The following is a 19,784-nucleotide window of genomic DNA, read 5'->3' as shown; positions in this document are numbered from 1 at the left end:
TAGAGTTCGGTTCTGTCATGAGAAAGCCCATATAAATGGGTAATGTACAAGTTGCTGTAGAAGCATGTTTAGTTCGTCTGATCACAGATACTTTATAAACTATTTTAATACTTTTTTGAATCCGTCAATGCGTAAGTCCTAACATACTTTGCGTAACTCAAAGGTAGCGAAAGATGTATCTTCTGTAACTTTCACCGTAATTACTCCTTATTCTGAATTTGAAATGCCAATACGTTCACATTGTCTAAAAGTTGATGTTGTCGATAGGATTTACAATGATTTGTCGTTAAACTATGCGCCACATTGCATTGATCAATTTCACATCTTTAATGATTTTTAGTCATGGTCTTTATTCATGATTTCTATTCATTGTTTTGAAATAATTTTGATGCACCGAATTTGAAACACATTCGTTGAAGTAAAACCTAGAAATAGAATCTAGGACAAAGAGAAAGTTATTATATGAAAGAGTCGCTACGTTTACGTTTGGATCAGTTGGTCGATCGTTATGAAGAGTTAAATGCCTTATTGGCAGATGTAGAAGTTATTTCGGATAACAATAAATTCCGCAAACTCTCTCGTGAACATAGTGAACTACAAGAGATCACTGATGTCTGGCAACAATATACCCAAGCCGAAGCAGATATTGTGACTGCTGAAGGCATGCTATCCGAGCCAGATTTCAAAGAAATGGCACAAGAGGAAATCAAAGAAAATAAAGCTTTGATTGATGACCTTGAAAGTCAGCTTAACATCTTAATGATTCCCAAAGATCCGAATGATGCAAATGCTGCATTCCTTGAAATTCGTGCAGGAACGGGTGGTGACGAAGCGGCGATTTTCTCAGGTGATCTATTCCGTATGTATAGTAAATATGCCGAAACACAAGGTTGGCGTATTGAAATCTTGTCTGAAAATGAAGGCGAACATGGCGGTTATAAAGAAGTCATTTGTCGTGTTGATGGTGAAGGCGTCTATGGTCGCTTAAAATTTGAAAGTGGGGCGCATCGTGTACAACGTGTGCCTGCAACCGAGTCGCAAGGTCGTGTACATACTTCGGCATGTACTGTCGCGATCTTGCCCGAAGTCGATGTGGATACGTCGGTCGATATTAATCCTGCGGATTTGCGTATTGATACATACCGTGCATCAGGTGCGGGTGGTCAGCACATTAACAAAACTGATTCTGCGGTACGTATCACCCACATTCCAACGGGTACGGTGGTGGAATGTCAGGATGAGCGTTCACAGCATAAGAACAAAGCCAAAGCGATGGCACTACTTGCTTCACGCCTTGAAAATGCCAAACGTGCTGCTGCCGATGCGGCGACTTCAGAAATGCGTCGTGATTTGGTGGGTTCGGGTGATCGCTCGGAACGGATTCGCACCTATAACTATCCACAAGGGCGCATGACGGATCATCGTATCAATCTGACTTTATATAAGCTCGATGCGATCATGGAAGGGGATTTAACCGAAATCTTGGACAATCTGCACCGTGAATATCAAGCTGATCAATTGGCAATGTTGGCACAAGAGAATGATGCCTAATCTTTATAAAATTTTCATTGTTTCAAAAATTCAGGCCATGCGATGAATATTGCACAAGCCTTAAATCTGCGTGGGCAAGTGGATAGCTATGAACGCCAAGAGGCGACATGGTTGCTTGAGCATATTCTTAAACTTAGTCCATTGCATCTGAAAATGAATATGATGCAAGTGCTAACTGCGGAGCAAGAACAGCACTATCTTGATGGCATAATGCGCTTGGCTAAAAATGAACCGCTTGCGTATATCATCGGCTCACAGCCGTTTTGGACTTTGGATTTAAAAGTTACTTCGGACACATTGGTGCCACGTCCTGATACCGAGATTGTGATCGAAATAGTATTGGCTTTAGATTTGCCGAAAGTTGCCAATGTAGTGGACTTGGGTACAGGTACAGGCGCAATTGCATTGGCACTTGCCTCAGAAAAACCACTTTGGCAGATCACAGCTACGGATATTTATGCACCAAGTCTTGAAGTGGCAAAGTTTAATGCCGTAAAGCATGATTTAAATGCCGTTAATTTTGCGCTTGGCTCGTGGTATCAGGCTTTATCGACGCAACAGCACCATGAAAAATTTGACTTGATTGTATCAAATCCGCCGTATATTGATCCTGATGATGCGCATGTGGCTAAACTTGAATATGAACCACAGCGTGCTTTAGTCGCTGAGAATAAAGGTTTATCTGACTTAGAATTTATTATTCGTGAAGCACCGCAGTGGCTGAATGCGAATGGCTGGATTGTGCTTGAACATGGTTATGATCAGGCGAATGCTGTGCAAGATTTATTGAAACAGCATGGCTTTGAAAATGTGCGTACTGTGCAGGACTATGGTGGTAATGATCGGGTGACTTTGGGGCAATTTGTTTAATGCAAAAGTCAAACGATTTGCAAAAGATCGGTATACGACTGTCTGCATTTTACTTTTTCTACTATGCGATCGTGGGCACATTCATGCCGTATTGGAATTTATATTTGGAATTCCAACAGTTTAGTCATTTTGAAATTGGTTTGCTCAGCACCATTGCGGTGATCACTCGTTTTTTTGCCCCATTTATTTGGGGATGGCTCGCCGATCTGACGGGCAAGCGCATGTTGTGGATACGCATTGCCACTTTTGTTGAAGCGGTGATTTGGCTCACCATTTTCAGTATCGATAAAAAATTTCAAAGTATCGCCATTATCATGCTGATTTTTAGCTTTTTTCAAAATGCAATCTTGGCGCAGTTTGAAGGTGTCACGCTATTTTGGCTCGGTGATCAACATCAGACTTTATATGGCAAAATCCGTAAATGGGGCTCGATCGGCTTCATCGTTGGCGTGTTTGTGATTGGTGCAATTTTGGATTGGATTCCGATTACTAATCTGCCGATTCTTTTACTGTGTATTTCCGCTTGTGCTTTTCTGTGTTCGTTTAGCATTGCTGAGCCAACGCAAGCACCGACTGCACAGCGTAAACTTGAGCCGATTTTGCCGATCTTAAAACGTCCTGCGGTGGCGTGTTTTTTTCTCATTGAATTTTTCCTTTTGTTTTCTCATGCGCCGTTTTATAGCTTTTATAGTAATTTTCTGCATGAATATCAATTTTCCACCACGCAAACAGGGCTGTTATGGTCGATGGGGGTGGTGTCAGAAATCGTGATGTTTGCCTATGCGACATGGTTTTTTAAGCAATTTTCATGGCGTAGTTTAGTTGCCATTTGTCTTGTGTTGACCAGTATGCGTTGGATCATTGTTGGGGTGTTTGCTGAGCATTTTTGGATACAGTTTTTTGCGCAATGGATTCATGCCTTTAGTTTTGGTTTATTTCATTTGATCGCCATGCGGATGATTTTGCAACACTTTAGTGCGGGACAGCAGGGGCGAGGGCAGGCGTTGTATAGCACCATGTGGGGACTCGGTGTGGCATTCGGGAGTTTGCTTGCTGGAAAATATTGGGAAGTTTTGTCTGGACAATGGATTTTTATTATCGCAGGTGGTGTGTGTTTATTTGGGCTCGTTTTTATCAAAGCATTGCCAAACAATCAGATGGCTTAGAACTTGTCATTAACATTTGCAGTGAATCAAGTCACCATAAATAGTGAATATTTATCATTAAAATACACAAAGCTGAAAGAAGGGGTATGCTAAAAGTATCTACTGTCATTGAATTTTAATCCTGCTACAGCATTAACCTTGATTGGTTGCATTGTGTCAGAAATAAATTTCTTCGACGATATAATGGCATTTATGAAGAGAGTTGGATGGTCAAATGGATTTATTACAACGCTTAGGAATTACACATCCTATATTTGTTGCGCCGATGGCAGGTACGTCTACACCAGAGCTTGCGGCGGCAGTGTCTAATGCAGGCGGTTTAGGCGCATTAGGTCTAGGTGCGAGCAATGTCGAAACGGCAAAACAAGTCATTCTCAAGACACAGCAATTGACTGATAAATCTTTTCAAGTCAATTTTTTCTGCCATCAACCGATTGCCTATGATGCTGAGCTAGCACAACAATGGATTAATTATATTCGTCCACACTTTGATGAATTTGATGTAGAAGTGCCAACGCAACTTAATGAAATTTATCAAAGTTTCTTATCGAATGATGATTTGCTGAAAGTTGTGTTAGACACAAAACCGAAAGCAGTGAGTTTTCATTTTGGCTTACCAACGCCTGAACAGATTTCTGCTTTAAAACAAGCGGGCATCATTACACTGGTGACAGTGACTCAGTTGAGTGAAGCCTATTTGGCACAGCAGGCAGGCATTGATGTGTTGATTGCGCAAGGTGTTGAAGCAGGCGGACATCGTGGCACATTTAATCCAAGCTGTGATGCGGGATTGACGACTTTAGATTTGGTGATTATTTTGAATCAATATTTTGATCTACCGATCGTTGCAGCGGGTGGCATCATGACAGGTGAAGATATTCGATTGTATTTGGAGCTTGGTGCTAGTGCAGCGCAATTGGGGACAGCATTTGTGCAGTGTAAAGAATCCGCTACCAATGACGCCTATCGAGAATTGCTTTTTGAACAGCCGATTACCCAAATCACAGATAATATTTCAGGTCGTCCTGCACGTGGTTTACTCAATGCGTGGCATCAATTTGTTGATTTGCCAGATCGACCATCTCATGCGGGCTATCCATATACTTATGACTTGGCAAAACAACTGCATGCAGTTGCATCAAAACAAGATGAACAAGCTTTTGGTGCATATTGGGCAGGCAGTAATGTGGCAAATATTCGCCGTTTGGATGCCAAAGAATTGATGGAAAAATTGGTGCAGGAATTGCAAGAACTGTAATAAGTTTTGCTCAAATCGTAGAAAATCAGCATCAATATATGGTGCTGATTTTTTTGATAAATAAATTTTTGCTAAGTTTGCTTGTCTAATTCGTCATTAGAAATGCACCTAGGTAAACAATACGCCATAAATCAGCGCCGCTGTTAAGGTCGCCAAAATAATCTTTTTACTCAGCGCATACATCATGATCAATGCCAAAAATCCACAACTCATGGCAAAAATCCGATCATGATGCTCAATTAACGGTGGTAATGTCGCAATCATGAACATGGCACAAATCGCACTGACACCAATACTTGCCATCGCCACGCCAATCCACGCACGACCTTTATTTTTCTGTTGTTGCTGTTTTTTATGTACTAGCCAAATTGGTACAAAACGGCTAAAAAAGTTGGCTAAGCCGACCATTAAACCAATTAACAGAATCTCAATGCTCATTGGATTGTGCTCCTTGGGATGTGTGTTTATCAACGCCGTAGTATTTGACTAAAGCGACGAACATTCCCGCAATAATTCCTGAGAAAATCGCAAAAGATAAACCCAACCATAAATAACCTAGCGCACTGAATAGCAAAGCAGTGATGATAATGTGAAGGTTTTTCTTCTCAAATGCTGCCAGTAAAAAACTTAAAAATAATGCAGGCAATAAAAAGTCAAAACTGGCTTGTAAAAACTTCGGCATCAGATGCATCTGATCGGCAAACATCGCACCGACAAATGAACCAAACGCCCAAGAAGCCCAAGAGCTAAAACTCAAACCGAGCATCCACGCCTCAGACCAGTTTTGTTTGCGCCGACTGAGTTCAATCAAACCTCTTGCAAACACTTCGTCGGTCAATCCCCATGCCCAAAATCCTGTTTTTTTCATGCTTATTTTTGCTTGGACAGGTTGCGGAATTTGCTGATACATCGCTGGACCATACAGAACATGACGCAGATCTAGAATAATCACGGTAATCGCCGCCACCCAAATCGAGCTACCCGATGCCAAAAGTGCAATGACAATAAACTGACTGGCACCTGCATAAATGGTAGAAGATAAGAATAGCGCTTTCCACGAATTAAAACCAAAGCCGACCGCTGCCACACCAAATGCAAAGGCCACAGGTAGATACGTAAATACAATAACTAAGGCATCTCGTGCACCATATAAAAAGTTACTTTGCGCAGGTGTGCTTGGATTTGAAACGATATGCGAGTTGGACATAAAAACCTTTAGAAATACAGCGCAGAAATCACAAAATACTTATCGCTTCAAGATAATGTGGGAATAGCGGTTGAGTATTCTAATATAATTTTTTAATATGCGAGCCTGTCAATTGATTAGACTATGGTGGCATCGTATGAAATTTCAACTTCAATGTTCCGTTGTACTGATGAGCGTGTTGTGTGTTGCATGTGGAAATCCTCAGAATATTAATATGAACGAGAAAAGTGCAAACTCGCAGAGTACAAACAGTCAAAATGAGCTGAATACAAATACAAGTCAGAAAATCCAGCCTGCAAAAAAATTAACAAATGATGCTTCTGCTGTTGCGAATGAAGCATGGATTTTGATTAATCAATTGGATCAACTCATTTATGCTGATAATGCGAAAAGTAATCCTGATCTTGATGGCATGGTGCGAGAACCACTACGTGAACTTTCAACACGTTGGCGCATTGAAGTTAAAATGACAGACTCAGTGACCGAAGGGAAGTATGCACTTTGCCGTAAATCATTGAATAGCTTGGATGCTTGGGCGAGAAGTGTACAAGAGCAGAGCAGTGATCGTGCGCAGAAGCAACTGAACTATGAGCGTGATAAACAATATTGCAAAGATGCGATTGAAAATCCGAAGTATGGCAATACACCACCGAAAATTAGCCAAGCGCCGATTTGATTTAAACAATCACAGGAAAGTTGCGTATAAAAAAGCTGACGTAGAGTCAGCTTTTTTATACAGCTATTTATGAATTAATTATTGCAAAGCAGGTTGAGCGGCTTTCATTGCTGCTGCTACAGCATCATCTTCAGTGGCATCAGCAGCAGATAACGCATGTTCATCATTCACGACATCTTTGCTCACAGTATTTGCATTGTTTGCAGATGATGTATTATTCGAACTACTGTTATTCGATGAAGAACTATTCGAGCTCGTAGAACTACTACTTGGTGCAGGTGTTGGATCAACATAAGCATCTTGTTCGCTTGCAGTGATTTCCGCTGTGCCAGAATTGTCATTTATCTCTTCAAGATCGGTGTATTCAGCTTGTTCTTGACCATTGTCCAATTCTTGAAAGTCTGATTCTTGCACTTCAGTTTGATTGGTTTGCTCTTGCTCAGCGTCTTCAGGCTTTTCTTTTTTCATGCACGCAGTAAGTAGTAGTGCACTTATAGAACTGACCATGATCAATTTTAAAAAAGTAGATTTCATAATCGTTTTCTTCATTTCACAAAACATAAAATTATGTGAATTATATCAAACTAAAAACTTAAATTGTAAAAATTCATAACTCGAATTGTGCTTTTATGGTACGTAGACGCTTTAATCAGCATTTCGATAAAATTATTGCCCAAAAGATGCGATTAGTTTTGCTTTATGAGGGGGGTTTACAGTAAAATCGCCAAACATTGTATGCCGTTTTTCGGTGCCATTGTACGAGAATTCGAATGACTCATTTTATTTTTGTCACAGGTGGTGTGGTTTCATCACTTGGTAAAGGTATTTCTGCTGCTTCTGTTGCTGCACTTTTGGAGGCGCGTGGTCTTAAGGTCACGATGGTCAAAATGGATCCGTACATTAACGTCGATCCAGGTACAATGAGCCCATTCCAACACGGTGAAGTTTTTGTTACCGAAGATGGAGCGGAAACTGACCTCGATCTAGGCTATTACGAGCGTTTTCTCAAGCGCTCAAAAATGACAAAACTCAATAACTTCACCAGTGGTCGTGTTTATCAAGACGTGCTGAATAAAGAGCGTCGTGGTGACTATCTTGGTGGTACAGTGCAAGTGATTCCACACATTACAGATAATATTAAAGCACGTGTGCTTGCTGCAGGTAAGGGCTTTGACGTGGCGATTGTGGAAATCGGTGGTACAGTCGGTGACATCGAATCATTGCCATTTATGGAATCCGTGCGTCAGCTCATGGTGGAGCTTGGGCATAAGCATTCGATGCTGATGCACTTGACCTTATTGCCTTATATCAAATCTGCAGCTGAGCTAAAAACTAAACCTACACAGCACTCGGTTAAAGAATTACTTTCAATCGGTATTCAGCCTGACATTCTCATCTGCCGTACTGAACATGATGTCGATGCAGATACACGTCGTAAAATTGCGCTCTTTACCAATGTTCGTCCAGAAGCCGTTGTGGTCTGTAAAGATGCCAAAACCATTTATGAAATCCCACGTAATTTTTATGAACAAGACGTTGATGATCTCATCTGTGAGCGTTTTGGTTTTGACAATTTACCAGAAGCTGATTTAACTGATTGGGATCAAGTCTGCGAGGCTTTATTCAACCCTGAATTTACTGTGCGTGTAGCAATGGTGGGTAAATACGTTGAGCTTCCTGATGCCTATAAATCTGTCAATGAAGCGTTGCTTCATGCAGGGATTCGCAATCGTGTGAAAGTACAAATCGACTATATTGATGCTGAGCAACTTGAAACACTTGATGTTTATGAAACCTTATGTGATGCGGATGCGATCCTTGTTCCGGGTGGTTTTGGTGAGCGTGGCACAGAGGGCAAGATGAAAGCGATTCGTTACGCTCGTGAAAATAAAGTACCGTATCTTGGTATTTGCTTGGGTATGCAACTTGCGGTGATTGAGTTTGCACGTAATGTTGCAGGTATGCCTGAAGCAACTTCAACAGAATTTAACCGTAATACCAAACAACCATTGATTGGCCTAATCACAGAGTGGTTAGATGAACGTGGCGAATTGCAACAACGTAATAATGAATCGAATCTCGGCGGTACCATGCGTCTTGGTACGCAAACGTCCGAGTTGGTTAAAGGCACGAAAATTCGTGATACCTATGGACTTGCGGAGATCAGTGAGCGCCATCGCCATCGCTATGAGATGAACAACCGTTATATTGATGATCTTGAAAAAGTAGGTATGAAGATTTCGGGTTATTCTGCGGTGCAACACTTAGTGGAAACGGTAGAAATTTCTGATCACCCGTGGTTTATTGCGGTTCAGTTCCACCCAGAATTTACCAGTTCACCACGTGATGGACACCCATTGTTTGCTGGATTTATCGCTGCGGCAAAAAATCAGTTTCAAGGAAAGGCGTAAGGCTTTACACAAATTGATTCAAGATTAGGAAAAGAGTTTAAGGAAATTTCATGACAGAACTTAAAGCAAAACAAATCGTTGAATTAGGTGACATTCAGATGGCGAACCATTTGCCATTTGTATTGTTCGGTGGCATGAATGTGCTTGAGTCGAAAGACTTGGCATTTGAAATCGCTGAAACTTATATCGACATTTGTAAGCGTCTTGGAATTCCTTATGTTTTTAAAGCAAGCTTTGATAAAGCAAACCGTTCAAGCTTAAACTCTTTTCGTGGGCCAGGTTTGGAAAAAGGTGTTGAGTGGCTCGGTGAGATAAAAAAACACTTTAACGTGCCGATCATTACCGATGTACATGAGCCATACCAAGCTGCACCTGTTGCCGAAGTTGCGGATATTATTCAACTGCCTGCGTTTTTAAGTCGTCAGACTGATCTCGTTGAAGCGATGGCGAAAACCGATGCAATCATTAACATCAAAAAAGCGCAATTCCTCTCACCACGTGAGATGGGGCATATCCTGCATAAGTGCTTAGAAGCGGGTAATGATAAGCTGATTCTGTGTGAGCGTGGTTCTGCATTCGGCTATAACAACCTTGTGGTGGATATGCTTGGCTTTGATACCATGAAAGCGATGGATGTGCCTGTATTCTTTGATGTGACACATGCTTTGCAAACTCCGGGTGGTCGTGAAGACTCAGCGGGTGGTCGTCGTGCGCAAATCACCACGCTTGCTCGTGCGGGCATGGCAACTGGACTTGCAGGGCTGTTCTTAGAAGCGCATCCTGATCCGAATAAAGCAAAATGTGATGGACCATGTGCATTACGTCTTTCTCAACTTGAGCCATTCTTGTCGCAGTTGAAAGAATTGGATACATTGGTTAAAGGTTTTAAACAACTGGATACGCATTAAGTTGCCACAATTGAGCCTGCTACGTCGTTAACCTCACTCGAAGTATTCATATACATCGTCGTTCGGTTGCCTCGTCGCAAACACAATTGAGACAACTCCATTACTGATTTATGATGAATGCGTAATTTTATTGATTGAACATAGTTTGATTAAAGATATTTGATAACGATTGAGGAAAAATAAATGAGCCAAATTGCTGACATTCGTGCCCGTGAAATCTTGGACTCACGTGGTAATCCAACCATTGAGGCTGACGTGATTCTTGAGTCTGGTGTAGTTGGACGTGCCTGTGCACCAAGTGGTGCATCTACAGGCTCACGTGAAGCATTAGAGCTACGTGACGGCGATAAAGCTCGTTATTTGGGTAAAGGCGTACGCCAAGCAGTACAAAATGTGAATAGTGATATTCGTGAGTTGCTTCTTGGTCAAAATGTCTTTGAGCAAAAATCACTTGATGACAAGATGATTGCTTTAGATGCAACTGATAACAAAGCAAAACTTGGTGCGAATGCGACTTTGGCAGTATCACTTGCTGCAGCGCATGCTGCGGCGACTGAGCAAAAAACTCCATTATTCCAATATATCGCTAATCTGCGTGGTCAAACCTCATTGACCATGCCAGTGCCGATGATGAATATTTTGAATGGTGGTGCACACGCAGACAATACCGTTGATATTCAAGAATTTATGATTGAACCAGTGGGCTTTACTTCTTTCTCTGAAAGCTTACGTGCAGGTGCGGAAATTTTCCATGCGCTGAAATCTGTATTGAAAAAACAAGGTTTGAATACTGCCGTAGGTGATGAGGGTGGTTTTGCGCCAAACTTACGTTCAAACGAAGAAGCGATTACCGTAATTCTTCAAGCGATTGAAACTACAGGCTATAAAGCAGGTTCTGACATCATGTTGGCTTTAGACTGCGCATCGTCTGAATTCTACAAAAATGGTCAATATGTGCTTGAAGGTGAAGGCAATAAAGCATTCACGAGTAATCAATTTGCAGACTATCTTGCAGGGCTTGTGAATCAATATCCAATTATCTCGATCGAAGATGGTTTGGATGAGTCTGATTGGGAAGGTTGGGCGTACCTCACTTCAATCTTGGGCGATAAGATTCAATTGGTCGGTGATGATTTGTTCGTCACCAATCCAAAAATTTTGCAACGTGGTATTGATGAAAAAGTCGGTAACTCAATCCTCATCAAATACAACCAAATCGGTACCTTGACTGAAACACTTGATGCAATCTATCTTGCCAAAGCCAATGGTTATACGACAGTCATTTCACATCGTTCAGGTGAAACTGAAGATTCAACGATTGCTGATCTTGCAGTAGGTACAGCAGCAGGTCAAATCAAAACTGGTTCACTATGCCGTTCTGACCGTGTGGCGAAATACAACCAATTACTTCGTATTGAAGAATTGATCAAAGCGCCGTACCGTGGTAAGGCTGAGTTTAAAGGCTTAAACTAATTTTATAGTCAGGCACTTGAATATGTTTGCTACGGCAACAGGTCGAATCATCATCGGACTTGCGATACTCATTGTCGCAAGTCTGCAATACGCCTATTGGTTTGGTGAAAGTGGTTATTTTATGCATGAAAAACTCATCAATGACATGACCACGCAGATCGAAACCAATCAGGAGTTGTCTGAACGAAATCGCATTCTCGCAGCGGAAGTGTACGACCTGAAAAATGGTTATGAAGCGATTGAGGAACATGCGCGTTTAGATCTTGGTTTGGTGAAACCACATGAAACTTTCGTACAAATGAGTATGATTAGTGGTGCTTATCAGCCGATCTATTTGAATAACCGTGAAGAAACTGCCTTAGAACGGCAAACCAATGAATCAGAATAATTCCGAGCCTGTTCAACAGCTCAATTCACAAAATAATACGCATCAAAAACCAAAACTGTGGGGTGTCATTCCAGCTGCAGGTTCAGGTCAACGCTTTTCCAAAACAAAATTAAAACAGTATTTAAAGATCGCAGGGCAGACTGTGCTTCAGCATAGCGTCAATGCTTTGTATCAGCTTCCACTTGAAAATTGTGTGATTGCCATCAGTGCAAATGATATCTATGCGAGTCAGATTCAATATGCGCATCCTGTACAGTTTTGTGTCGGTGGCAAAGAGCGTATGGATTCGGTATTTGCAACATTACAACATTTGCAAGGTATTGCCGATCAAGATGATTATATACTGGTACATGATGCGGCACGTCCTTGTTTACATCAAAGTCAGATTGAAGCGATTGCTAACTTTTGTGAAACAGATCAAGACGCAGCGATTATTGCTGTGCCAGTACGAGATACTTTAAAAAAATCAAAAGCAAACCAAGAGATTGAAACGACGATAGATCGCAACTGTCTGTGGCAAGCGCAAACACCACAGATCATCAAATATGGTGTGCTCTATCAAGCTTTGCAGCATGCGATTCAGAACAATTTATTAGTGACTGACGAAGCAAGTGCATTAGAGCACTTAAATGTCCCAGTCAAATTGTTAGAAGGGCGTAGCGACAATATTAAAATTACGTATCCTGATGATTTGGAATTTGCCACACTCATTCTGCAAAGAAACTCTCTGCATTCAAACTAATCAAATTTTGTAATGACAATGAGGTGAATGTTTCAGAATGAATTCACCTTTAGTAGTATTTTGTTATTTTTTTGATTCCATAATGATTTTATTTTTGCTAGACTTCAAAAGTCATGTATTCCACATTACTTTGTAATGACGCAAAAATAACACAAGTTAAATTACAAGGCTTTTGTCATCACAAATGAATGATGATTTATGGTAAAAAGTAAGGTGAAGGGATACAATTACTGGAGATTATTAGGGATTCACGTCATGGCAAAGACTGAGGTTTATCAAATTCGCTTAGATAGCGATGAAAAAAAACTGGCATTTGCTGTATTTCGTCAGTTGGGGCTAACACCTGCACAAGCAATTCGAATGTTTTTTCGTCAGGTTGTACTTACACAATCTATTCCATTTCAGATTGAGAGCAAAAGCATTCAACCGTCTTTATTGCACACACCTGTGATTGATAAGTCTGCCACAGTTGCTGAAAATGAAGAAAATCATCACGATATCTTTACAGAGTTAGATCAAATTTTAAATTCTGACAAAAAATAATATTGCTAAAATCTTGTTGCATTTTAATAACTAAACGACACTTTTTGGGGTGATTTTTTGTATATGCTATATGGCAATACAATGAAACTTAGCCGCTTTAACGAGCGGTTTGATTTAATCGTTTTTAAAATTTTGGAATAAAAATTATGATTGTACGTCGTGCCACAGAAGCAGATTTGCTTTTATTAACAGTATTATTTGATGAATATCGCCAGTTTCATGGCACGAGCTCGAATCTTGCACAGACGCAAGATTTTTTAACCAAGCGTATGCAAAACCAACAGACTATTATCTTTGTTAGTCAAAAAGATGATGTGATTACAGGATTTATTGTCTTATATCTTGGTTTTTCTACGGCTGATTGTCGTGAATATTATATTTTGGATGATACTTATGTCACGCCAAGCTATCGTCGTCAAGGTGCGGCACACCAGTTGATTGATACGGCAATTTTGTTTGCACGCCAACAACAAGTAAAACGTATTAGCTTACAGACTGAAGTGGACCATGTTGAAGCTCGTCGTTTGTATGAAAAGCTTGGTTTTGTTAAAGATCATGAGTTCGAGTCGTATCACTGCTTTATCTAAATCTAATTGATTTCCTAAGAGTTATTTTCTGAAATTACTCGAACCGTTGCAGATTGATATTCTGATTCACTCAAATAGCACCATTCGCCTGATTGTATGGACAATTGTTCCAATTTTAATTCGGCAATTTGATCACGATGCAATTCGTCCACATGATTGCCAACCGCTGCGATCATCCGTTTCACCTGATGATAAACACCTTGAGAAATCGCAAATCGGTAATGTCTTTCACCGATTTCTTCAAAATTTAAGGCTTGAAAAAGACCTTGTTCATTGCGTAGTTCTACGCCGTTTTGAAGTTGCTTAATTACATCTGTACTCAGCGCTTCAGCCGTGTGGATTTGATAATATTTTAAAACATGTTTCTTCGGATGCGTGAGTTGGTGTAGATATTGTCCATCGTCGGTCAGTAGAAGCAAACCTGTTGAGTCTTGATCAAGCCGTCCAATCGTTTGAACATTACGCTCGATCAGATAGTCGGGCAGTAGTTCAAATACACTGTGGTGATGATTTGTTCGGTGTGAACATTCATAGCCTTGTGGTTTATTTAAGGCAATATAGACCTTTTCTCTATAGCTAAATTCTTCACCGTGTACTGAAAATTGAAAATTTGGTGTGTTGCAACGAAATTTGTGATCATGAACGACATCATCGTTTATGCTGACGTGTCCACGATGAATCAAAATTTGACATTGTTTACGTGTACCAAAGCCTTGAGATTGCAGTAGTTTATCGAGTTGCACTGGAAAATAATCAATAAAAATAGAGTCTAAGTATAAAAGAATTGAGCCGTCATTTGTAGTTTAACAATTTTACTTTGCATGAAAAAACCACCAATTCGAGTGAATTGATGGTTTCTGTTAAATCGCTAAATTAGCAATTTAAATGATGTGATTTGTCGAAATTACTTCTCAACGATCGCAACGACGCCTTGTCCGCCTGCTGCACAGATAGAGATCAATGCACGACCTGAACCTTTTTCATTGAGTAGTTTTGCAGCAGAAGCCAAGATACGACCACCAGTTGCCGCGAATGGATGACCCGCTGCAAGTGATGAGCCTTTGACATTTAATTTGCTACGATCAATAGAACCAAGTGGCTTGTCTAGACCAAGACGTTCTTTACAGAAAGTTGGATCTTCCCAAGCTTTCAGTGTAGACAATACTTGTGATGCAAATGCTTCATGGATTTCATAGAAATCAAAATCTTGCAAAGTCAGACCAGCACGTTCAAGCATCCGTGGCATTGCATAAGCAGGAGCCATTAACAAACCTTCTTTTTTGCCAACGAAGTCAACCGCAGCAGTTTCAGAGAATGTAAGGTAAGCAAGGACTTCATGACCGTTTGCTTTCGCCCATTCTTCAGAAGCAAGTAGCACACAAGATGCACCATCTGTAAGTGGGGTAGAGTTACCCGCTGTCATGGTTGCATTTTCACCCTTACCGAAAGCTGGTTTTAATTTTGCCAATTTTTCAGCAGTAGAATCTGGGCGTAGGTTGTTGTCACGCTCAAGACCCATGAAAGGTGTGATTAAGTCATTGAAGAAACCTTCTTCGTAGGCTTTTGCCATTTTTTGATGAGAAGATGCTGCAAGTTCATCTTGATCCTCACGTGCAATGTTCCACTCAAGCGCAGTAATCGCTTGGTGATCACCCATTGACATACCAGTACGTGGTTCACCATTTTTCGGTGCATCCATCAAATCTTTCACATTGATTTTTGACAATGCTTTTAGGCGGTCTTTACCAGTTTTTGCGATGTTGAGCTCAAGTAATACTTTACGTACGCCATCACCAAGAGCGATCGGCGCATCAGAAGTTGTGTCCACACCACCTGCGATACCGACTTCGATTTGACCAAGCGCAATTTTGTTTGCAACTAAGAAAGCAGCTTGCAAGCCAGTGGCACATGCTTGTTGAATGTCATACGCAGGGGTTTCAGGAGCTAGTTCAGTGTTTAGAACACTTTCACGAGTCATGTTGAAATCACGGCTATGCTTTAATACTGCGCCAGAAACAACTTCACCAAGACGTTGACCTTGTAGGTTGTAGCGAGTGATCAAGCCATTTAATGCAGCAGTAAACATGTCGATGTTTGAAGCAGTAAAATAAGCACCATTTGAACGTGCAAATGGAATACGGTTACCGCCAATAATGGCAACACGGCGAACTGTATTTTGGCTCATAGATTGTTCCTTTTTTACAGGGGTTGAGGTTGTGGATTTTCGAGTACGTGTACTCGGTGATTTTGTCGCTGTTTGGCTCGCAGTTTTAGTCGCAGTCGCTGTTTTTGTCGCAGTTGTCTTAGGGGATGTAGCTTTGCGAGGCGTTGCTGTTTTAGCTGGAGTAGCAGTCGATGTGCTTGTACGGCGACGAGTTATACTATTTATCGCTGTGGTTTTAGCTGCATCTTTCGACTGAGTTGATGTTTCTGACAGTAAAGACGAATCGGTTGATGTCACTTTCGATGGATCTTGAGGTGTTTTGCTCATCGTGGTTTCCCAAGTGTTTTATTCATTTTCAATCATAATATTATCACAAAATAGACTTGATCAAATTGACTGTATAGACAGGATAAATCCAATCGAGAGGTCAAGACAAGTCTATCTAAACTCAGTATGATAATGGTATGTAAAATCATTTTTATCAATAGTGATTAAAATTTGGTGACAATATCGTTGGATCATTGCGATATTTACCGCTGAAACTTTGATATATATCGAAGCATTCTTATTGTAATTCATTCAGTCCAAGTTAACCCTTAGTCCGAATTAACCTTAGTTTAAGAGAACAATCATGTCTGATCAATATCAAGCCTTTGCAAAATCCCCAATTGGTAAGTTTGTCATTAAAAATTTGGGTCTACCATCTCCAACCGCTTTAGATCGTTTTCAAGCGGGTGCGCCTGTTATCCAAGGTGCGGTGCTTCTTGGTGCTGCGGTCAATAGCACTTTGACTGGTGCAATTAGCCAAGTATTGAGCAATATCCATGCGGATACCTATGCAGGCAATAATGCACAGTTACAGCAAACAGCTGCGGAAGTGGGTTTGAATCTTCGTGCATTTAATAGTGGTGATAAAGAGTCTAAATTTAAAGCATTGGTATTTGATGCATCAGGTATTGAAAATGCTGATCAATTAAAAGATTTGTACAACTTCTTTAATCCCGTTGCTCGTCAACTTGAAGCCTCTGGTCGTGTAATCGTAATTGGTACGACACCAGAGAAAGCAGGCTCTGTATCTGCAGCGATTGCGCAACGAGCACTCGAAGGTTTTGTAAAATCCGTCGGTAAAGAATTTAAAAAAGGTGTGGTTGCTGAGCTAGTCTATGTAGACAAAGGTGCAGAAGCAAATCTTGAATCTACACTTCGTTTCCTACTTTCTCCACGTTCTGCTTATGTCTCAGGTCAAGTGATTCATGTGTCTAAAGGCAAAGCGGTTAAAATCGACTGGGCTCAACCTTTGGCAGGAAAAACAGCTGTTGTGACTGGTGCAAGCCGTGGTATCGGTGAAGCGATTGCGCATGTTTTGGCACGTGATGGTGCACACGTGATTTGCTTAGACATTCCACCACAACAAGCTGATCTTGAGCGTGTTGCAGGGGAAATCGGTGGTTCTGTGTTGGCACTCGATATTACAGCTGCTGATGCAGGTGAAAAGATCAAAGCGGCAGCAGCTGACAAGGGTGGTCTAGACATCATCGTGCATAACGCAGGTGTAACACGTGACAAGACTTTGGCGAATATGAAGCCTGAGCTCTGGGACATGGTGATTAACATCAACCTTGCTTCGAATGAGCGTGTAAACGATTACTTGTTGAATAATGAAGGCTTAAATGCCAACGGTCGTATTGTTTGCGTATCTTCGATCAGCGGTATTGCAGGTAACTTGGGTCAAACCAACTATGCAGCATCAAAAGCAGGTGTGATTGGTTTGGTTAAATTCACAGCACCAACGTTGAAGAATGGTATTACCATCAATGCAGTTGCACCTGGATTTATCGAAACACAAATGACTGCTGCGATTCCATTTGCAATTCGTGAAGCAGGTCGTCGTATGAACTCAATGAGTCAAGGTGGTTTGCCAGTAGACGTTGCAGAAACGATTGCATACTTTGCATCAACTGCTTCAACAGGTCTAAATGGCAACGTGGTACGTGTCTGCGGTCAGAGCTTGCTTGGCGCTTAATCAGCTAGAATTTAACTTAGACTTATCTTTTATATAAGCTATAAAAAGATAAAAGGGTGCAAGTCACCCTTTTTTATCATGGCTATATATGAAAAGCTTTTGAGATAAAATTAGAGGATAAATCAATGAGAACACGTCATTTTGACCAATTGCCTAAAGCGTATGCTGCTTATCCAAAGGTCATTCAAGGACTGATTAAAAAAGGTGGTAGCAAAGAAAAAACATTACCACAAGTGGAGTATGTGGTTGATCGTTTAGAGATTGACGCTGATCATCTGCAAAAATATCAACAAATCTGTAATTTCCCTGCGAATAATGAAGTGCCTGCAATGTATTTGGCAGTGTTAGCACAAAGCCTACAGATGCACATGATGACCAGTGAGCCGTTTCCATTTGTACTGTTAGGTTTGGTACATATTCGTAATCAAATCAAGCAGTATCGAGTGATTCAAGCCACTGAAGCATTACAATTGAGCTGTAAATTCGGCGAGCTTAAACCACATGATAAAGGCGTACAATTTGACTTTATCATCAGTGCAAAATCAGGTGATGAACTGGTATTTGAAGGTTTAACCACCTATTTATCACGTCAAAAAGTGCAAGAAAAGCAAACTGAGAATAATAAATCTGAAACCAAGCCAAATTATCAGTTAAAACAAACATGGCGTTTGGCCGAAAATACAGGTCGTCGTTATGCGATGATTTCAGGTGATTTTAACTTGATTCATATCCATGCACTCACTGCCAAAGCATTTGGCTTTAACAATGCAATTGCGCATGGCATGTGGAGTAAAGCACGTGCATTGGCAGACTTGGCACCATTACCTGCAAGCTATAGCGCAGATGTGTGGTTTAAATTGCCAATGAAGTTGCCATCACAAGTTGAGCTTTTAACTGCAGAACAAGAACAAAGTACCGATTTTCTTGTGCAAAATGTTAAGAATAAAAAACCACATTTGTCAGGTGAATTAACCAAATTGGTTTAAGCAGACAGTTTTCGAGCAATTCATTCAAAGCATAAGTTCACTCTGAGCTTATGCTTTTTTAATCTGGCTTAAAGACTTCGTTGATTGACACGTTTAGAGAGTTGTTCTGCTGATTCACAACGTTCGGAGTAGCGGTCGGTAAAATAGTCGCTTTGTCCACGAGTGAGCAGGGTAAATTTAAATAATTCCTCCATGACATCGACGATCCGATCGTAATAAGCAGACGGCTTCATGCGTCCATTTTCATCAAACTCTAAAAAAGCTTTGGGAATAGATGATTGGTTTGGAATGGTGATCATGCGCATCCAACGTCCCAATATTCGCATTTGATTGACGCTATTAAAAGACTGTGAGCCGCCGCTAACTTGCATTAATGCTAGTGTCTTACCTTGCGTTGCACGAATTGCGCCATTGGCAAGTGGAATCCAATCTATTTGTGATTTTAAAATCGAACTCATCGCACCGTGGCGTTCAGGTGAACACCAAACACTGCCTTCCGACCAACGGAGTAATTCATGAAGTTCTGCGACTTTGGGATGATCAGTTTCAGCATCTTCGGGCAAAGGTAATCCTTTGGGATGAAAGATTTTGACCTCAGCGCCGAGATACTGCAAGATTCGACCTGCTTCTAATACAGCAAGACGACTGTATGAGCGTTCACGATTTGAGCCGTATAGCAATAAAATTCGTGGCGGATGATCTCGCTTAACCGCTTGAATCTCATTAAAACTCGGCTTTTGCAGTTGTTCAATATTTAGGTTGGGTAGACTTGGGTCAGAAATATTCATAAAGTCTCAATTGGGTTTTTTTATATAAACGATTTATTCAATG

Annotated in this window: 20 protein-coding genes; 14 read left to right on the top strand and 6 right to left on the bottom strand. The window is 40.9% G+C overall.

What is annotated here, in order from left to right:
- Positions 1-462 precede the first annotated feature (462 nt).
- The 4 genes from prfA (at position 463) to ACE3PQ_RS02405 (ending at position 4,845) form a co-directional block, all read left to right on the top strand.
- Positions 463-1,551: a peptide chain release factor 1 gene (gene prfA, locus ACE3PQ_RS02420; protein ID WP_374294896.1), complete on the top strand. Its 1,089-nt coding sequence runs from the start codon at positions 463-465 to the stop codon at positions 1,549-1,551.
- Positions 1,552-1,593: 42 nt separating this feature from the next.
- Positions 1,594-2,421 carry a peptide chain release factor N(5)-glutamine methyltransferase gene (prmC, locus tag ACE3PQ_RS02415; protein ID WP_374294895.1) on the top strand — a complete coding sequence of 276 codons (828 nt, stop codon included), beginning with the start codon at positions 1,594-1,596 and terminating at the stop codon, positions 2,419-2,421.
- Positions 2,421-3,587 carry an MFS transporter gene (locus ACE3PQ_RS02410; RefSeq protein ID WP_374294893.1) on the top strand — a complete coding sequence of 389 codons (1,167 nt, stop codon included), beginning with the start codon at positions 2,421-2,423 and terminating at the stop codon, positions 3,585-3,587. The genes prmC and ACE3PQ_RS02410 overlap by 1 nt, the downstream gene beginning before the upstream one ends.
- A gap of 214 nt (positions 3,588-3,801) precedes the next feature.
- Positions 3,802-4,845, top strand: coding sequence for an NAD(P)H-dependent flavin oxidoreductase (locus tag ACE3PQ_RS02405; RefSeq protein WP_374294891.1), 1,044 nt, complete (start codon positions 3,802-3,804; stop codon positions 4,843-4,845).
- Between the two features lie 108 nt (positions 4,846-4,953).
- On the opposite strand, the gene ACE3PQ_RS02400 is transcribed toward ACE3PQ_RS02405, so the two are convergent.
- Together ACE3PQ_RS02400 and ACE3PQ_RS02395 are read right to left on the bottom strand one after the other, a co-directional pair.
- Positions 4,954-5,283, bottom strand: a complete 330-nt coding sequence (locus tag ACE3PQ_RS02400) for an AzlD domain-containing protein (RefSeq protein WP_374294889.1) — start codon at positions 5,281-5,283, stop codon at positions 4,954-4,956.
- Complete coding sequence (locus ACE3PQ_RS02395) at positions 5,273-6,052, bottom strand: AzlC family ABC transporter permease (RefSeq protein ID WP_374294887.1); 780 nt, start codon at positions 6,050-6,052, stop codon at positions 5,273-5,275. Before ACE3PQ_RS02395 ends, ACE3PQ_RS02400 begins: the two co-directional genes overlap by 11 nt.
- Before the next feature lie 136 nt (positions 6,053-6,188).
- Here ACE3PQ_RS02395 and ACE3PQ_RS02390 point away from each other — a divergent pair, with 136 nt between their 5' ends.
- On the top strand, positions 6,189-6,728 hold the full coding sequence (locus ACE3PQ_RS02390; RefSeq protein ID WP_374294885.1) for a hypothetical protein: 540 nt from the start codon (positions 6,189-6,191) through the stop codon (positions 6,726-6,728).
- Between the two features lie 78 nt (positions 6,729-6,806).
- Here ACE3PQ_RS02390 and ACE3PQ_RS02385 read toward each other — a convergent pair whose 3' ends face one another.
- Positions 6,807-7,196 carry a hypothetical protein gene (locus ACE3PQ_RS02385; RefSeq protein WP_374294882.1) on the bottom strand — a complete coding sequence of 130 codons (390 nt, stop codon included), beginning with the start codon at positions 7,194-7,196 and terminating at the stop codon, positions 6,807-6,809.
- A gap of 302 nt (positions 7,197-7,498) precedes the next feature.
- Here ACE3PQ_RS02385 and ACE3PQ_RS02380 point away from each other — a divergent pair, with 302 nt between their 5' ends.
- The 7 genes from ACE3PQ_RS02380 to ACE3PQ_RS02350 all read left to right on the top strand — a co-directional run bounded on the left by ACE3PQ_RS02380 (position 7,499) and on the right by ACE3PQ_RS02350 (position 13,780).
- Entirely contained in the window at positions 7,499-9,139 is a 1,641-nt protein-coding gene (locus ACE3PQ_RS02380; RefSeq protein ID WP_374294880.1) for a CTP synthase, read from the top strand.
- Positions 9,140-9,189: 50 nt separating this feature from the next.
- Complete coding sequence (gene kdsA / locus ACE3PQ_RS02375) at positions 9,190-10,047, top strand: 3-deoxy-8-phosphooctulonate synthase (protein ID WP_374294878.1); 858 nt, start codon at positions 9,190-9,192, stop codon at positions 10,045-10,047.
- A gap of 183 nt (positions 10,048-10,230) precedes the next feature.
- Positions 10,231-11,520, top strand: a complete 1,290-nt coding sequence (eno, locus tag ACE3PQ_RS02370) for a phosphopyruvate hydratase (RefSeq protein ID WP_374294876.1) — start codon at positions 10,231-10,233, stop codon at positions 11,518-11,520.
- 22 nt (positions 11,521-11,542) lie between these two features.
- Positions 11,543-11,908 carry a septum formation initiator family protein gene (locus ACE3PQ_RS02365; RefSeq protein ID WP_374294874.1) on the top strand — a complete coding sequence of 122 codons (366 nt, stop codon included), beginning with the start codon at positions 11,543-11,545 and terminating at the stop codon, positions 11,906-11,908.
- Entirely contained in the window at positions 11,895-12,650 is a 756-nt protein-coding gene (gene ispD, locus ACE3PQ_RS02360; protein WP_374294872.1) for a 2-C-methyl-D-erythritol 4-phosphate cytidylyltransferase, read from the top strand. The genes ACE3PQ_RS02365 and ispD overlap by 14 nt, the downstream gene beginning before the upstream one ends.
- A gap of 255 nt (positions 12,651-12,905) precedes the next feature.
- Positions 12,906-13,193, top strand: coding sequence for a type II toxin-antitoxin system RelB/DinJ family antitoxin (locus ACE3PQ_RS02355; protein ID WP_374294899.1), 288 nt, complete (start codon positions 12,906-12,908; stop codon positions 13,191-13,193).
- A gap of 146 nt (positions 13,194-13,339) precedes the next feature.
- On the top strand, positions 13,340-13,780 hold the full coding sequence (locus ACE3PQ_RS02350; protein WP_374294870.1) for an N-acetyltransferase family protein: 441 nt from the start codon (positions 13,340-13,342) through the stop codon (positions 13,778-13,780).
- 14 nt (positions 13,781-13,794) lie between these two features.
- Here the strand turns inward: ACE3PQ_RS02350 and ACE3PQ_RS02345 are convergent, their stop codons facing one another.
- Together ACE3PQ_RS02345 and ACE3PQ_RS02340 are read right to left on the bottom strand one after the other, a co-directional pair.
- Positions 13,795-14,523: a pseudouridine synthase gene (locus tag ACE3PQ_RS02345; protein ID WP_374294868.1), complete on the bottom strand. Its 729-nt coding sequence runs from the start codon at positions 14,521-14,523 to the stop codon at positions 13,795-13,797.
- Positions 14,524-14,684: 161 nt separating this feature from the next.
- Positions 14,685-16,271, bottom strand: a complete 1,587-nt coding sequence (locus ACE3PQ_RS02340) for an acetyl-CoA C-acetyltransferase (RefSeq protein WP_374294867.1) — start codon at positions 16,269-16,271, stop codon at positions 14,685-14,687.
- 304 nt (positions 16,272-16,575) lie between these two features.
- Here ACE3PQ_RS02340 and ACE3PQ_RS02335 point away from each other — a divergent pair, with 304 nt between their 5' ends.
- Both ACE3PQ_RS02335 and ACE3PQ_RS02330 read left to right on the top strand, forming a co-directional pair.
- Entirely contained in the window at positions 16,576-17,967 is a 1,392-nt protein-coding gene (locus tag ACE3PQ_RS02335; protein ID WP_374294864.1) for a 3-oxoacyl-ACP reductase, read from the top strand.
- A 125-nt stretch (positions 17,968-18,092) separates the two neighbouring features.
- Entirely contained in the window at positions 18,093-18,953 is an 861-nt protein-coding gene (locus ACE3PQ_RS02330; protein ID WP_374294863.1) for a MaoC/PaaZ C-terminal domain-containing protein, read from the top strand.
- Positions 18,954-19,021: 68 nt separating this feature from the next.
- Here the strand turns inward: ACE3PQ_RS02330 and arsH are convergent, their stop codons facing one another.
- Positions 19,022-19,741, bottom strand: a complete 720-nt coding sequence (gene arsH / locus ACE3PQ_RS02325; protein WP_374294861.1) for an arsenical resistance protein ArsH — start codon at positions 19,739-19,741, stop codon at positions 19,022-19,024.
- Positions 19,742-19,784 lie beyond the last annotated feature (43 nt).

It is taken from the genome of Acinetobacter sp., assembly GCF_041911495.1.
Lineage (GTDB): Bacteria > Pseudomonadota > Gammaproteobacteria > Pseudomonadales > Moraxellaceae > Acinetobacter.
Note: the sequence above shows the minus strand (reverse complement) of the source record. Positions and strands in the feature narration are given on the sequence as shown.